At 68.2% G+C, this 14,573-nt stretch carries 13 protein-coding genes; 4 read left to right on the top strand and 9 right to left on the bottom strand.

The window, feature by feature from the left end:
* Positions 1-50: 50 nt before the first annotated feature.
* The 3 genes from ABWL39_RS08555 to ABWL39_RS08545 all read right to left on the bottom strand — a co-directional run bounded on the left by ABWL39_RS08555 (position 51) and on the right by ABWL39_RS08545 (position 3,596).
* Positions 51-494 (bottom strand): universal stress protein, encoded by a 444-nt coding sequence (locus tag ABWL39_RS08555; RefSeq protein ID WP_367789052.1) that lies wholly within the window; start codon positions 492-494, stop codon positions 51-53.
* Positions 495-727: 233 nt separating this feature from the next.
* On the bottom strand, positions 728-1,951 hold the full coding sequence (locus ABWL39_RS08550) for an MFS transporter (protein ID WP_367789049.1): 1,224 nt from the start codon (positions 1,949-1,951) through the stop codon (positions 728-730).
* A gap of 142 nt (positions 1,952-2,093) precedes the next feature.
* Positions 2,094-3,596, bottom strand: coding sequence for an MFS transporter (locus tag ABWL39_RS08545; RefSeq protein ID WP_367789047.1), 1,503 nt, complete (start codon positions 3,594-3,596; stop codon positions 2,094-2,096).
* A 77-nt stretch (positions 3,597-3,673) separates the two neighbouring features.
* Between ABWL39_RS08545 and ABWL39_RS08540 the strand changes: the two genes are divergently transcribed.
* Positions 3,674-4,636, top strand: coding sequence for a LysR family transcriptional regulator (locus tag ABWL39_RS08540; RefSeq protein ID WP_367789045.1), 963 nt, complete (start codon positions 3,674-3,676; stop codon positions 4,634-4,636).
* On the opposite strand, the gene ABWL39_RS08535 is transcribed toward ABWL39_RS08540, so the two are convergent.
* The gene (locus tag ABWL39_RS08535; RefSeq protein ID WP_367789043.1) at positions 4,608-6,347 is read right to left on the bottom strand and encodes an ArnT family glycosyltransferase; all 1,740 of its coding nucleotides are present in this window, start codon (positions 6,345-6,347) and stop codon (positions 4,608-4,610) included. The two genes, ABWL39_RS08540 and ABWL39_RS08535, sit on opposite strands and share 29 nt — an antisense overlap.
* 40 nt (positions 6,348-6,387) lie before the next feature.
* Positions 6,388-6,957: a FixH family protein gene (locus ABWL39_RS08530; protein WP_367789041.1), complete on the bottom strand. Its 570-nt coding sequence runs from the start codon at positions 6,955-6,957 to the stop codon at positions 6,388-6,390.
* Between the two features lie 272 nt (positions 6,958-7,229).
* Here ABWL39_RS08530 and ABWL39_RS08525 point away from each other — a divergent pair, with 272 nt between their 5' ends.
* Both ABWL39_RS08525 and ABWL39_RS08520 read left to right on the top strand, forming a co-directional pair.
* Complete coding sequence (locus ABWL39_RS08525) at positions 7,230-7,895, top strand: response regulator (protein WP_367789039.1); 666 nt, start codon at positions 7,230-7,232, stop codon at positions 7,893-7,895.
* The gene (locus ABWL39_RS08520) at positions 7,885-9,285 is read left to right on the top strand and encodes a sensor histidine kinase N-terminal domain-containing protein (RefSeq protein WP_367789037.1); all 1,401 of its coding nucleotides are present in this window, start codon (positions 7,885-7,887) and stop codon (positions 9,283-9,285) included. Before ABWL39_RS08525 ends, ABWL39_RS08520 begins: the two co-directional genes overlap by 11 nt.
* Before the next feature lies 1 nt (position 9,286).
* Here the strand turns inward: ABWL39_RS08520 and ABWL39_RS08515 are convergent, their stop codons facing one another.
* From ABWL39_RS08515 to fusA, 4 genes are all read right to left on the bottom strand, one after another.
* A complete protein-coding gene (locus tag ABWL39_RS08515) occupies positions 9,287-10,138 on the bottom strand; it encodes a helix-turn-helix transcriptional regulator (protein WP_367789035.1) in 852 nt (283 codons plus the stop codon).
* Between the two features lie 12 nt (positions 10,139-10,150).
* Positions 10,151-10,639 (bottom strand): YbhB/YbcL family Raf kinase inhibitor-like protein, encoded by a 489-nt coding sequence (locus ABWL39_RS08510; RefSeq protein ID WP_367789312.1) that lies wholly within the window; start codon positions 10,637-10,639, stop codon positions 10,151-10,153.
* A 161-nt stretch (positions 10,640-10,800) separates the two neighbouring features.
* Entirely contained in the window at positions 10,801-11,700 is a 900-nt protein-coding gene (locus ABWL39_RS08505; RefSeq protein ID WP_367789033.1) for a gamma-glutamyl-gamma-aminobutyrate hydrolase family protein, read from the bottom strand.
* A 43-nt stretch (positions 11,701-11,743) separates the two neighbouring features.
* The gene (gene fusA, locus ABWL39_RS08500; protein ID WP_367789031.1) at positions 11,744-13,789 is read right to left on the bottom strand and encodes an elongation factor G; all 2,046 of its coding nucleotides are present in this window, start codon (positions 13,787-13,789) and stop codon (positions 11,744-11,746) included.
* A 391-nt stretch (positions 13,790-14,180) separates the two neighbouring features.
* Between fusA and ABWL39_RS08495 the strand changes: the two genes are divergently transcribed.
* On the top strand, positions 14,181-14,573 hold the full coding sequence (locus ABWL39_RS08495; RefSeq protein WP_367789029.1) for a lysozyme inhibitor LprI family protein: 393 nt from the start codon (positions 14,181-14,183) through the stop codon (positions 14,571-14,573).

Here is a 14,573-nt window from a genome sequence, read left to right as displayed (position 1 = left end):
AACGGCAGAAGCTCGCGCTGCTGCCGGTGGGGGAAATATGGTGTCGTTAGTTAACGATAGACCAATACCGGGATTTTGCTATGCGTCAGCACCTTGTGCGTTTCGCTGCCCAGAAGCAGGCCTTCCAGCCCGCGCCGGCCGTGCGAGGCCATCAGGATCAGGTCGCAGCCTTTCTGTTCGGCGGTATCGATGATGCTGCGGTAGATCGACAGGCTGGCCACGGCGGCGGCGTCGAACGTCACATTGGCGGCGGCGGCCAGCTGTTCGGCCTGTTTCAGGAATTTTTTCGACTGCTCGAGCTGCGCATCGCGAAACTCGTCGACCGACAACGTGTTGACCGGCGCGAACTCGGCAATCGGCAATACCGGGTATTCCTCCATCACGTACAGCGCGGTGATCTTGGCGCCGAGCGTGGCGGCCAGCTGGACGGCGGCGGCCACGGTACTGTTGGAGAGCTCCGAACCGTCGGTTGGAACGAGGATGTGTTTGAACATGGTGTCGTCCTTCGTGCATCAGCGTTGAAGATAGCGTCAACCGTAACGTAGCGCCGGACCTGACTGTTTGACCGACATCAAGATCGCCCGAGGTGCCGGCTCGGGGTTTTCCCCAGTATCAGCCTAGCTCCGTTCACGCCGGCGTGCATGGGGCGAGGCATCGACCGTGCAGCTCGGACGGGAGCTGGTGCGTCTGTGCCCAGTCGCCCGCTGGGCCGTGCCCCGTGCCGCGTTCATTGCAGCTGGCTCACATGTAGCTGCCGCAGTTTCGGCGCGAGTCGCGAGGTGATCGCCACCACCAGCAGCGTCATGCTGCCGCCGAATATCACCGACGGCACCAGGCCCAGCAGGCGTGCCGCCACGCCCGATTCGAACGCGCCCAGCTCATTGGACGAACCGATGAACAGGCCGTTGATCGACGACACGCGCCCGCGCATCGCGTCCGGCGTGGCCAGCTGCAGGATGGTGCTGCGCAGCACCACCGAGACCCCGTCGAATGCGCCGGAAAGCAGCAGCAGCACGGCCGACAGCCAGAAATTGCGCGACAGCGCGAAGAGGATGATGCACATGCCGAAGCCCGCGACGGTGGCCAGCAGCAGGCGGCCCGCGTGGCGGTCCAGCGGCCGGTGCGCCAGCATCAGCCCGGTCGCCACCGCGCCCATGGCGGGCGCCGCGCGCAGGATGCCGAGCCCCTCCGGGCCGTAGTGCAGGATGTCATGGATGAAGGCCGGCAGCAGCGCCACGGCGCCGCCGAACAGCACCGCGAACATGTCGAGCGCCTGCGCGCCGAGGATGACCTGGTTGCCGAACACGAAGCGCAGCCCCTCGCCGATGCTGGCGAAGATCGGCGCACGCTGGCCGTGCGACGGCGGCTCGATGAAGCGCAGCAGTGCCAGCGCCAGCATCGCCGCGCCGGCCAGCGCCAGCGCCGTGCCGTAGGCCGCGGTCTTGCTGGCCCAGCCGACCAGCGCGCCGCCCAGTGCCGGGCCGATCACCAAGGCGCCCTGGAAGATCGAGCTGCCGATGCCTGCGGCGCGGCCGAACTGCTCGCGCCGCAGGATCAGCCCGAAGATCGAGTTGTAGGCCGGGCTGATGAAGGCGCGCGCGATCCCGGACAGGGCCACGGCGCCATAGATGGACCAGGCCTCGGTGGCCGATACGCCGCGCGCCGAGAGCGCAGTCAGCATCGTCGCGTTGACGAGCAGCAGGGCGCAGGCGAACAGCCCGATGCGGCGTCGCGAATAGTGGTCGACGGCATAGCCCGCAAACAGCGCAAAACAGAAGTAGGGGATCACCTCGGCCAGGCCGATCAGGCCAAGCGCAAGCGTATCGTGGGTCAGCTCGTAGATGTGCCAGCCGACCACGACGGCGACGATCTGGTAGGACAGCGTCACCAGCAGGCGAAAACTCAGCAGGGCAAGGAAAGCAGGGTTGCGGAGGGGGTGGTCAGCGGTCATCTGGCGCCTTTGTCGGGAGTGATCGGGCGATTGGCACGAGCGGTGGGCTTGCCTGCACCGCACGCTGCGTGCCGGGCCCGCCATTGTCGCCCGGCGCGCGCGTCGGCGCACTTGTCGATTCCCCTCGTATCCGTGCGCAGGCTCAGCGGATCTTGCGCTGCAGCAGTGCGATGGCCGTGGCCACTGCGGCGAGCCAGACCAGCGCCCGGAAGAAGTCGAGGCAGGCGAGCTGTGTGGCCTGCTGCGCGATCTGGCTGGCAAAGGCCTGCAGCAGCGATGCGTCCTGCTGCGTCGGGACATGGGCCAGCGGCATGCCGGCATTGGCCAGCGTCACCGCGTCGAGGCGCTCGACCATGCGCTGGTAGTGCAGGCTGCTGCGCGACTGCAGCACGATGGTGGCGAGCGAGATGCCGGTCGAGTTGAGCAGCTCGCGCAGCATGTTCTTGGTCTGATAGGCGTGCGAGAACACATCGTCGTCGATGCCGACATAGGCATTCATCGCCGCCGTGCCCTGGCCGAAGGCCGAGAAGCAGGATAGCGCCAGGAGCGGCAGGACGAGCTGCCACTGCGATACCTCGGGGCTCATGCGGCTCATTTCGAAGCCGAAGCCAGCCAGCATCAGGAAGGCCAGCACCATGTACTTGCGCTGTGCCGGGAAGCGCCTGACCAGCCTGAAATGCACCAGCACCGGCAGCAGCGCGAAGGCGCTGGTCGCACCCAGCAATGCGCCGGTCGACAGCAGGCCAAAGCCCAGGCCGCGTGTCATGAACATCGGCAGCATGTAATAGCTCGCCGACAGCACCAGGTAGCAGATGCCGTACATCACCAGGCCGCTGCGGTAGCGCTCGCCGCCGAACTGGCGAAACGGCAGCAGCGGCCGCTCGCGGCCATGCTCATGGAACAGGAAGGCCAGCAGCCCGCCGAGCGCCAGCGCGCCGACCAGCCACAACAACCTGGGCTCGGCGAACAGGTCGTACTGCATGCGCTCGAGCACGAACTGCAGCGCGAACGCGGCGCCGGCCAGCAGCAGCGTGCCGCCCAGATGCAGCTCGCTCCTGCTGTCGTGCGGCACCACATCCTCGAGCGTCGCCTCCGACAGCAGCACGGCGCCGGCCGCCAGCGGCAGTGGCAGCAGGAACACCCCCTGCCAGGCATGGTGTTCGAGCAGCAGCGAGGCGAGCCACGGCGTCGCGCCACTGCCGAGCACGATGCCGAACACCATGAACTTGACCGCGGTGCCGCGATCGACGCCCTGGAAACGGTTGACCTGCACGCGCCCGGCGGTGAAGAAGGCCGAGCCGCCCAGCGCCTGCACGAAGCGCGCGCCGATGAATTCGCCAACATTGCTCGACAGCGCGCACAGCACGCCCCCAAGCACGAACAGCGCCAGCGACAGGCGGATGAAATGGCGGTAGCCGAGCTGCTCCACCAGCCAGCGGTGCTTGAAGATCATCACCACCGCCGTGGCCGCGTAGACGGCGGCCGCCAGGCTGAATTCCTCCGGTGCGGCGCCGATGCCGCCGGAGATGAAGGCCGCCGCGAACGACACGGCACCGTTCTGCACGAATTCGAGCGACACCAGCAGCGCGATGTTGAGCAGCAACAGCAGGCGTTGCGGGCCGTGGGGAGCGGGTTGGGCGGGCATGGCGGCATTCGGTCGGGAGTTGGGCCATTGTCGCGCCGCGCATGTCATGCAAGAAATCGATTGCTATGATGTCTGGTATGAATGATATCGATAATGAGGCGTACGGCCTGCGCCACGGCGATTTCCGCCACTGGGACCTGAACCTGCTGGTCGCCTTCGACGCCTTGGTGCGCGAGGGGGGTCATGTCAGCCGCGCCGCGGCCAGGCTGTTCATCGGCCAGCCGGCGATGAGCCACGCGCTGGCCCGGCTGCGCGAGCTGCTCGATGACGCGCTGTTCGTGCGCAGCGGCACGCGCATGCAGCCGACGCCGCGCGCGCAGGCCCTGGCGCCTCAGGTCAGCGCCTGGCTGCAGGACGCGCAGGCGCTGTTGAGCCCGCCGCAGGCATTCGACCCGGCGCGCGCCGAGGCGACGCTGCGTATCACCATTCCCGAACATTTCGAGCTGTTGTGGTTGCCGCCCCTGCTGACACGGCTGCGCCGCGAGGCGCCCGGCATCCGCATCCGCAGCGAGGTGCTGCCGCTCGACCGCCTGCTGGCGGCGCTCGACGACGACGAGATCGACCTGGCCATTGCCGGCGCGCCGCTCGCGCTGCGCAGCTGGCACCGGTGCGAATGGCAGATGGACGCGTATTTCGACATCGTCTACAACCCGGCGCTCTTGAATCTGCCACAGCCGGCCAGCCTGGCCGATCTCGCCGCCTGTGCGCATATCGCCACCAGCTATGTCGGCGACGACACGAGCATGATCGACCGCTTCTTTGCCGAGCATGACTACCGCCGCGACAAGGTGGCGACTTCGGCCGGGCTCGCGGCGATTCCGCAGGTCGTGCGCGGCGTGCCGCTGGTATCGGTGCTGCCCGAGCTCGTCACGATGTTCTACCGCGAGCTGCCGGATATCGTGATCGAGCCGTTCGAGCGCGACACCTTGCGCATCCCCGTCAACATGGTGTGGCACCACCGGCTCGACAGCACACCGGCGCACCGCTACCTGCGCGGCCTGATCGGCGACATCAGCCGCGAGATCGAGGCGGGCCTGTAAGGCTGGCGCTGACCTGATTGCGGCGCTGGTAGAGGCGCAGCAACTCGCTGTCGTCACCGGGGCGGTGCCCTTCCCAGCGCAGCTGCCACAGTCGGGCGTCGGGCTCGACGATGTGGCGCCTGCGGCCACCGACCAGCAGTTGCGGGCAGCGCGCGGCGCCCTGCGGATCGATGGTCTTCGTCACGGTACCGGTGATGTATTCGAGCATCGAGCGCTCCGATTCGCCGACATTGATGCGGCCGACGCAAGCCGCCGGACCTTGCAGCTCGCCCGACAGCTCGACGAGCGGCGTGCGGTAGCTCTTGGCCTCGTCGATCCACGGCAGCAGCAGCGTCATCACGCTGCCCCACAGCAGCGCCAGCGCGCCGACCCAATGCAGGAGCGGCCGCGGCAGCCTGCCGGCGAGCTGTCGCCCTGCGGCGAGCAGCAGCAAGGGTAAGGCCAGTGCGAGCAGGATGGCGCCGGGCTGCACCGGCATGCGGTAGTGGAGCGGCAGCCAGTGCGCGAGCCAGCTCAGCGGCACGAGCGGCAGCTGCAGGGTGATGCTCGCCCACAAGAGCCAGGCCAGGCCAGTCAGTGCGATCGACAGGGCGAGCGCGGCGCGGCCGAGGTAGCGCAGGGCGTGTGCGCCGGCGGGGAGGCCGAGCGTGGCGAGCAGCGACAGCGCCGGCAGGAGCGGCAACAGGTATTGCGCCCGCGCGCTGGCCGAACGGCTCAGCACGGCCAGCAGGATGGCGCTGAACACCAGGAGCAGCTGCCAGTCGTGCCGGCCCGGCAGCTCGCGGCGCCGGCGGTAGAGGCCCCAGGCCGCCAGCGGCAGCGCGGGGAAGGTGAACCACGGCACGTTGCGCAGATAGAAGCCGGGCTCGTTGGCAGCCCCGAGCTGCCCCACCGAGAAGCCGAAGAAACGCCCGATATTGTTGAGCCAGAACCAGTCGTGGAACAGCTCGGGCGAGCGCAGGTAGAGCGCGCACGGCCACACCAGCAGCCACGGGGCTGCCCACAGCAGGGTGGCGGCCACGATGCGGACGTTCCAGTGGCGGCGCCAGGCCGGCTGCGCGAGCGCCATGGCGACGATGCTGAGGCCGAGCACGCCCGGTATCAGCAGGCCCTTGGTCATCAGCGCCATGCCGCCGCCGCTGCCGAGCAGCGCCGCGCCCAGCATCGGCCGCTCGGGCAGGCGCAACAGCCCGAGCAGGGCCAGCGCGGTGCCGGCGGTCAGGCCGATGTCGGTCAGCAGCGTATGGGCATGCAACAGCAGCCCGAGATTGGCCAGCAGCAACAGCGGCGCGGCATGGCGCGCCTGTGGCTGGAGCGCGCGCCCGGCGCGGTCGACGGCGCAGAGCGCCAGCGCCATGAACAGCAGCGAGGCCAGTCGCGCGCCGTCGTGCAGCGGCAGCCAGCCCTTGAGCAGCCAGGCGCTGCCGGCCGCCACCAGGTAGTAGAACGGCGGCTTTTCCATGAAGGGCTCGCCGGCGACCGTCGGCACCACCCAGTCGCCGCTGCTCAGGATGTGCAGCACCATCGAGAACGAATAGGTCTCGTCCTGCTTCCATGGGTCGTGGCCGACCACGCCCGGCAGCAGGTAGAGCACGAGGAACAGCATGTACCACAGGCCCGGCACCGCCTGCTGCAGCCGGCCCGCGATCGTTTCGGGCAGGCTCGCCGCGGGCGCCAGCGAGGGGAGGGTAAGACTTTTTTGCACGGACATGGCTGTGACGTTGGCGGTCGATCGGCGGCGTGCAGCCGGCTCAGTCGTCTTCCGGCGACACCGATTGCAGCGGATGCAGCGTGACGATGCCCGGCGCAGTGGCGCCCGACGTAGTGACGCCCGCCTTGGCGGTATCCCACACGGCGCCGATGCGCCAGCGGTGCTCGTTGTCGCCGAGTGTCAGATACCAGCGCCGCGCCGGCGGCAGGCTGGCGTGGCCGACGTAGTGGTGATCGCCGTCGAGCGCGAGCGGGATGGTCTGGTCGAACTGGTGCTTGGCCGGGTGGCGCAGCGCGAGCGTCACGCTCGGCGGGCAGTGGCCGTCGGGGCAGGGCACCAGGTCGAGCGATACCGCGCCTTGCCCGGTGAACTGCAGCTGGCCTGCCAGATGCTGCTGCAGTGCGTAGCGATTGGTCTTGAGCGTCTGGTTCACGCTCTCGCCGGCCTGATAGTAGTCGGACTCGACCATGTCATCCTGGCGCGTGTAGGCGAGCCAGGCGGTGAACAGGCTGGCGGCGACGACCGTGGCCGGCCCGGCCATCAGCAGCCAGGGGCCGAGATGGCGATACCAGCGTTTCTTGCCGTCGGCTTGGGGGAGAGGGGAAGACATCGTGTGTGACCTTTTACGAGAACAGCCTCAGGGGCACATGCCGGCTCGCGCATGGCCCGAGCCGGAGAGCACGCCACCTGGGGCCGGCTGCTGTCCGCTAACAACGTGCCCGGCACCGGGTGGCGGCTCTGCGGTCGATGCCAAAGCAAAGCCGAGCTGCCCAGTGGTAAGCTGCGGGGGCCCGCAGCCGGATGCCCGGATCAGTGATCCAAACATGCAATAAGACACATGCTACGGCGCGCGACTTACAAAAACCTTACTGACGCGAAACCATGCGACTGCTGCTGATTGAAGACGACCCGGTCATCCTCGACGTGCTCAAGCGCGCACTGGGCCAGGCCGGCTATACCGTGGACTGCGTGAGCGACGGCGAGCAGGCCGATGCCGCGCTGGCGGCCACCAGCTTCGACATCGTCGTACTCGACCTGGGCCTGCCGCGCCTCGACGGCCTGGCCGTGCTGCGCCGCCTGCGGCAGCGGCAGGACAGGCTGCCGGTGATGATCCTGAGCGCGCGCGACACGGTGCAGGACAAGATCGACGGCCTCGATTGCGGCGCCGACGACTTCATGAGCAAACCCTTCGACCTGAAGGAGCTCGAAGCGCGGCTGCGCGCCCTGCTGCGGCGCGGCCAGGCCGACGTGATCGGCTGTGGCCGCCTGCGCTGGCATGTGCAGGAGCGCCGCGCCTATGTCGGCGATGGCGCGCTGGCACTGTCGTCGCGCGAAACCGCGCTGCTCGAGCTGATGCTGATGAACCTCGGCCGCGTGGTCGGCAAGGACCGCATCCAGGAAATGCTGACCGGCTGGGACGGCGACATCGGCCAGAACGCGGTCGAGGTCTATGTCCACCGCCTGCGCCGCAAGCTCGATGGCGCGGGGGCGGCGATCCGCACCGTGCGCGGGCTGGGCTACCTGCTGGAGGCCGGTGATGCCGACTAGCGCAGGCTCGCTGCGCGCACTGCTGCTGCGCTGGCTGCTGCTGCCGATGCTGGCCGTACTGCTGCTCGGTGGCGCGATCACCTACAGCCTGGCACTCAAGTACGCCAACACCGCCTACGACCGCGGCCTGTTCGACAACACCCTGACGCTGTCGGCGCAGGTGAGGCTGGAGAACTCGGCGGTCAGCGTCGTGCTGCCGGCGGTGGCGCGGCACATGCTGACGCTGGACCAATACGACAGGATCTATTTCCGCGTCGACGACCTGAGCACCGGCCAGCGGCTCGACGGCTCGGCCGACATCTCGCTGCCCGAGCCGAGCCGCAGCGATGGCCAGCCGTTCTTCTACGACAGCCAGGCCGGTGGCGAGCCGATTCGCGTGTCGGCCATGCTGCTCGACTTCGGCGCGCACCGCGTGCTGGTGCAGACTGCGGAAACGCTACGCAAGCGCCGCCTGCTGGCGAAGCAGATGCTCGGCGGCGTGGTGCTGCCGCAGCTGATGCTGATCGCCATCGCTGTCGGCGTGATCGTGCTCGGCGTGCGCCGCGGCCTGGCGCCGCTGCGCCGGCTCGAAGCGGTGGTCGGTGCGCGCGCCGCCAGCAATCTCGAACCGCTCGACCGTGGCGGCGCGCCCGCCGAGCTCAATGGCCTGATCGATGCGCTCAACGGCCTGCTCGCGCGCACCGCCGGCATGCTCGCGGCGCAGCAGCGTTTCGTCGCCAATGCGGCGCATCAGCTGCGCACGCCGCTGGCCGGACTCAAGGCGCAGACCGACTTCGCGCTGGCGCAGGGCGATCCGGCCGAGGTGCGCCATTCGCTCGAACAGCTGCGGCTCGGCGTCGATCGCGGCGTGCGGCTGGTGCAGCAGCTGCTGGCGCTGGCGCGCGCCGACAGCAAGGGGGATGGGGCGGTGCCGCAGGCCCCGGTCGACCTGTGCCGGGTGGCCGAGCAGGTGACGGCCGACTGGGTGCCCGCGGCATTGGCCCGTGGCCACGATCTCGGCGCCAAACTGTGCGCGACGCCGGCCCTCGTCGCCGGCGAGCCGATGTTGCTGGCCGAGTTGCTGGCCAACCTGATCGACAATGCGATCCGCTACACGCCCGCAGGCGGGCAGATCACCGTCGGCGTCGCGCTGCTGGGCGGGCAGGTTGCCGTGCGCGTCAACGATACCGGCATGGGCATCGCCGAAGCCGAGCGCGGCCGGGTGTGCGAGCGCTTCTATCGCGGTACGGATACGGTCGAGCCCGGCTGCGGGCTCGGGCTGGCCATCGTCAGCGAGATCGCCGCGCGGCACGGCGCCAGCCTGCGGATCGAGCCGGGCGACGGGGACGTGGGCTCCTGCGTGCTGCTGCTGTTTCCTGCCGCCGGACCAGCCCTGCCATCGGCTGCCTAGTTTAAGCCGCGCCGGGGCGGCTGGCGCCATCCCGCTGGTGGCCCCTGACGGCGGTCGGGGCAAAGCCGAAGCGCTCGCGAAAGCGCACGGCAAAGCGCGACGGTGAGGCGTAGCCTGCATCCTGGGCGATCTGCACGATCGGGCGATCGGTCGACTGCAGCAGGCTGAGCGCGAGCGACATGCGCACGTCGACGAGCAGGCTGGTCAACGAGCTCGCTTCGGCGGTCAGGCGCCGGCGCAGCGTCGCTTCGCTCATCGCCAGCGCGCTTGCCACGGCGGCTGCGCTCCAGTCCTGCTCCGGCGCGCGGCCGAGCAGTGCGCGCACGCGTTGTTTCACGCTGGCCTGGGGGTTCGTCGCGAAATGGCCGCCGCGCAACGCGATCCACGCCAGCAGCTCGGCCAGGCGGTGCCGGGCGATCGCATCGGGCACGCCAACCGCATCGCCGATTGCCTCGCGCGCATGCTCGAAGCTCGCCATGAAGGCGGGCTCCACGGCGCCGAGCAGCAGCATGTCGCGCACCGGCCGACTGCCGACCGCGGGGGCGTGGGCGGCCAGCGCATCGCCATGCCAGGCAAACCAGCTGGCCTGGTATTCGCCGTCGGGCGCGGGATGATTTTCGACATCGAACAGCCCGCCGCTGGCCAGCGCGACGGCCTCGCCGGCTTCGATGCGGCAGCTGTGGCCATCCCAGCGCAGCGTCTTGGTGCCCTTGAGCACGACGATCAGGCTCGGGTGGTCGATGGCGATGCCGCGCAGCACCGGCAGCCCGTACTCGACGATTCGCCCGCTGGCGCCATGGCCCTCGCGGGCAAGGATCACGCGTTGCCCTGGCGGGCGAGGGGCGGCGGGCATGGTCATCTCCGGTCAGCGTGCGTAGGTGGCAGTGAAACTCGCCTGGCCCAGGCTATTCATATGTGTCATGAAGCCGACGAGTGCGGCGCTGGTATCCGCCGTGATATCGAGGTGATCGACCTTGAGCGCATGCACGGTGAACTGGTAGCGATGGCGCTCGCCGGCTGGCGGGCAGGCGCCAACGAAGCCGGGCACGCCCATGTCGGTGCGCGTTTCGAGGCTGCCGGCGGGCAGGCTGGCCTTGCCACTGCCGGCGCCACCCGCCAGGCGCTGGCTGTCGGCCGGTAGGTTGGCCACCACCCAGTGCCAGAAGCCCGAGCCGGTTGGCGCATCCGGGTCGTAGACGGTGACCACGAAGCTGCGCGTGCCGGCCGGGGCATCGGCCCAGGCCAGCTGCGGCGACAGGTTACCGCCGCTGCAGCCGTGGGCGTTGTATTCCTGGGTCTTGCTGAGGCGGCCGCCGGCGATGTCGTTGCTCCAGATGCGAAACTCGCCGGCCATGGCGGACGAGCAGGCGAAAACGAGGCTGGCTGCGACAAGCAGATGATGACGCGACATGGTCTGGCTCCGGGCGGTTGAAGTCAGGCCAGTATCGCTTGCGCGCAGCCAGGCTGTGGCGCGCAGGCGATCAGGTTTGGTGCCGAAACGCTCAAGCTGGCGGCTCAGGTGTGCGCCGGCTCGCGCAACGGGGTGTCGTCGCGCTTGGGCCAGATCGCGTTGCGCCGCGCCCGCGCCGCATCCAGGAAGGCATCGAGCAACGGTGCCGCGGGCATCACGCCTTCGCAGCACTGGTCGTGGTATTCCGGGTGCCACTGCACGCCGACGACCCAGGCCGGGCCTTGCAGGCGGATTGCCTCGACGATGCCGTCGCATGGGCTGATGGCCTCGACATCGAGGCGCGAGCCCAGTGTCTTGACCGCTTGGTGGTGGATCGACACCACGCCGCGCTTCGGTTCCTCGCGATAGAGTTGTTCGAGCAGGCTGCCGGGCTGAAAACGCACATCATGGATATTGTGGTCATACAGCTCGGCGCTGTTGTGCGAGGTGCAGGCCGCGAGCTCGCTGCCGATATCCTGCATCAGGCTGCCGCCGCAGGCCACGTTGATCAGCTGCATGCCTCGGCAGATGCCGAGCACCGGCTTTTGCTGGGCGATGAAGCCGCGCAGCAGGCCCAGCTCGAAATCGTCGCGCACCGAGTCGCACTTGGGGTCGGCGTGGCGATTCGATTCACCATAGCTCACCGGGCAGATGTCGACGCCGCCTTGCAGCACCAGGCCATCGAGCGCATCGACATAATCGGCGGTGTCGATGTCGTCGGGCGTCAGCTCGCCGCGTGTGACAACGGTCGGCAGCATGAACACCAGCGCGCCGCTGTCGAGCACCCAGTGCGCCATCGACTGCTCGAGGTATTGCAGCTTGCGGTTCTTGAAGCCGAGCTCGACCGGCACTTCGTTCAGGATGCGCGGCGACAGGCCGATCTTCAGCGGCTTTCTGGCGCGCCGGTCATAAAAGCCGGGGGCCGGGCCGCTCGTGCCGGGTAGCGGGGGGATTGCCTTGTCCATACTCCTTCAAAGACACACGACGGTGTACCCAAGTTCCTCACAATCAGTCTTCATCGGGGGCGGCCTTGTATTCCGACGCCAGCCGCAGCTGCACATCCTGCGGCACCGCGTCGTAATGGCTGAGGTTCATGGTATAGCTGCCCTGGCCGCCTGTCACCGATTTCAGGCGAGCGGCATAATTGCTCAACTCGGACAGCGGCACCTGGCCGTTCACCATGGCCATGCCGCGCGACAGGCTCTGCGTGCCGGTGACCTGGCCGCGGCGGCTGGTGAGGTCGGCCGTGATGTCGCCCATCGCGTGCTCGGGGCAGGTGATCTCGACCGCCACCACCGGCTCGAGCACGATGGGGCGCGCCTTGCCGATTGCATCGATGAAGGCCTTGCGGCCGGCGGCCTGGAATGCCACATCCTTCGAATCGACCGAATGGTGCTTGCCGTCGTACACCGTCACCTTGACGTCGGTGACGGCGCATCCCGCCAGCGGGCCGGCCAGCAGCACCTGGTGGATGCCCTTTTCGACCGAGGGGATGAATTGCCCCGGGATCACGCCGCCCTTGACCTCGTCGGCGAACTGAAAGCCCGCGCCGCGCTCGAGCGGCTCCACGCGCAGGAACACCTCGCCGAACTGGCCGGCGCCGCCGGTCTGCTTCTTGTGGCGGTGGTGGCCTTCGGCTGTCAGCGTGATGGTCTCGCGATAGGGCACGCGCGGCGGCTGGGTGGCGACTTCGAGATGGTATTGCCCGGCCATGCGGTCGAGGATGTAGCGCAGGTGCAGCTCGCCCAGGCCGCGCATGACGGTTTCGTGCGTGGCCTGATGGTATTCGACCTTGAAGCAGGGGTCTTCCATCTGCAGCTTGTGCAGCACCTCGGAGATGCGCTGCTCGTCGCCGCGCCGCTTGGGCTCGACCGCGAGCCCCTGCATCGGCGTGGGGAATTCGAGCGGCTTCATGTGGATCTGGTCTTCGTCGTGCGAATCGTGCAGCACGCTATCGAATTCGATCTCCTCGACCTTGGCGATGGCGCCGAAATCGCCCGGCAGCAGGCTGTCGACCTCGGTATAGACCTTGCCCTGGATGCGGAACAGGTGGCCGACCTTGAACGGCTTCCGGCCGCTGCCGACGAACAGCTGCGTGTCGCGCGTCAGCGTGCCCTGGTGCAGCCGGAAGATGCCCATCTTGCCGACGAAGGGGTCCATGATCACCTTGAATACATGGGCGATCACATGCTTGTCGGGCGATGGCTCGGCATGGAACGATAGCGCCGTCTCGCCTTCGCCCTTGACCAGCAGCGGCGGGTTGCCCTCCAACGGATTGGGCGCGAGCCTGACCAGCACGTCCATCAGCTCGGCCACGCCGGCCCCGGTGCGCGCCGAGACGAAGCATACCGGCACCAGATGGCCCTCGCGCAGCGCCCGCTCGAACGGCGCATGCAGCTGCTCGGGCGCCACCTCGCCCTGTTCGAGGTAGAGCGCCATCAGCTCCTCGTCGACCTCCACCACCTGGTCGACGAGCGCGCGGTGCGCCTCGGCCACCGACGAGAAGTCGGCCTCGCCGCCGGGGTTGAAAAAGCAGTCGACCACGCGGTTGGCGTGGTCGGCGGGCAGGTTGATCGGCAGCACCTCCTTGCCGAAGGCCTCGCGCAGCTCGTCGAGCAGGCTGGGCAGGTCGACGCGCTCGGCGTCGATCTTGTTGATCACGATCATGCGGCAGAGCTGGCGCCGGGCGGCCCAGTCCATCATGCGCGTGGTGGTGAGCTCGATGCCGTTGGTGGCGTTGACCACGATCAGCGCCGTATCGGCCGCCGCCAGCGCGCAGATCGAGTTGCCGATGAAGTCGGGGTAGCCCGGGGTGTCGATCAGGCGGACTTCCGCGCCCTGGTGGCTGAAATTGACCAGCGCCAAGCTCAGCGAGTGGCGGTAGTCCTTCTCCAGCGGGTCGAAATCGCACACGGTGTCGCCACGCTCCACCGTGCCCGGGCTGCCGATGGCGCCGGCGCGGTACAGCAGCGCCTCCGTCAGCGTGGTCTTGCCGGTATCGAAATGGCCGACGAGCGCGACCGACCGGATGGCATCCACCGTGTATGAGGCCATGGCTAGCTCCCTGTGTGCTGTGGTTCCAATATAGTTGGACGGCTGCATAAGCGCCAAGCCACGCCTGAATGGCAGCTGGCTTGCTGCTATCATTCGCCTATGCCGGGTTCCGCCTCCGCATCCATGCTCGATGGCTGGCATGCCGCTTTCCTGCAGGGCCGCGTGTCGATCTGTGCGGACTCGTGCGGCTGGCGGTCGGGCGCTGCACCCGCTGCCGGGCGACCGTTGTCACCGTTATGGCCGTATCGAGTTCACCAGGCGTGAGCTGCGGCTCGGCCCGATGCCGGGTAGGCCCGGCATCGGCGACAATCTCGACGCGTGGCTGACCCTGCTGCCGTACCGGGTGCCGCGGCTGGCGACAAATTTCTTCACTCAACGACAAGGAATCGACATGAAACGACTGATCGGTAGCGTTCTCGCCGGCATGCTGGCTATCGCCTTTCACGGCGCGCAGGCGCAAGGCGAGTGCGACAAATACACCACCAGCTACGACCTGACCTACTGCTACAGCAAGCTGTTCCTCAAATCCGACAAGGAGCTCAACAGCGTCTACAACGAGCTGCGCGGCGCGATCAAGGAGGGCACGAAGAAGCAACTGCTGAGCGTGCAGCGCGACTGGATGAAATACCGCGATCAGACCTGCCAGCCGACGGCAGGCACGATCAACGTCGATTGCAACTACGACGTCAACCGCAAGCGCAGCGAATACCTGCGCGACCGCCTGCGCGAGTGCAAGTCCGGCACCTGCCGCGACGACATGATCGGCAGCAAGAGCTGGAGCTGA

Origin of the sequence: Chitinivorax sp. PXF-14 (assembly GCF_040812015.1) — a bacterium.
In the GTDB taxonomy this organism is placed as follows: Bacteria; Pseudomonadota; Gammaproteobacteria; order Burkholderiales; family SCOH01; genus JBFNXJ01.
The sequence above is the reverse complement of the archived record's forward strand: the minus strand, read 5'-3'. Positions and strand labels throughout refer to the sequence as shown.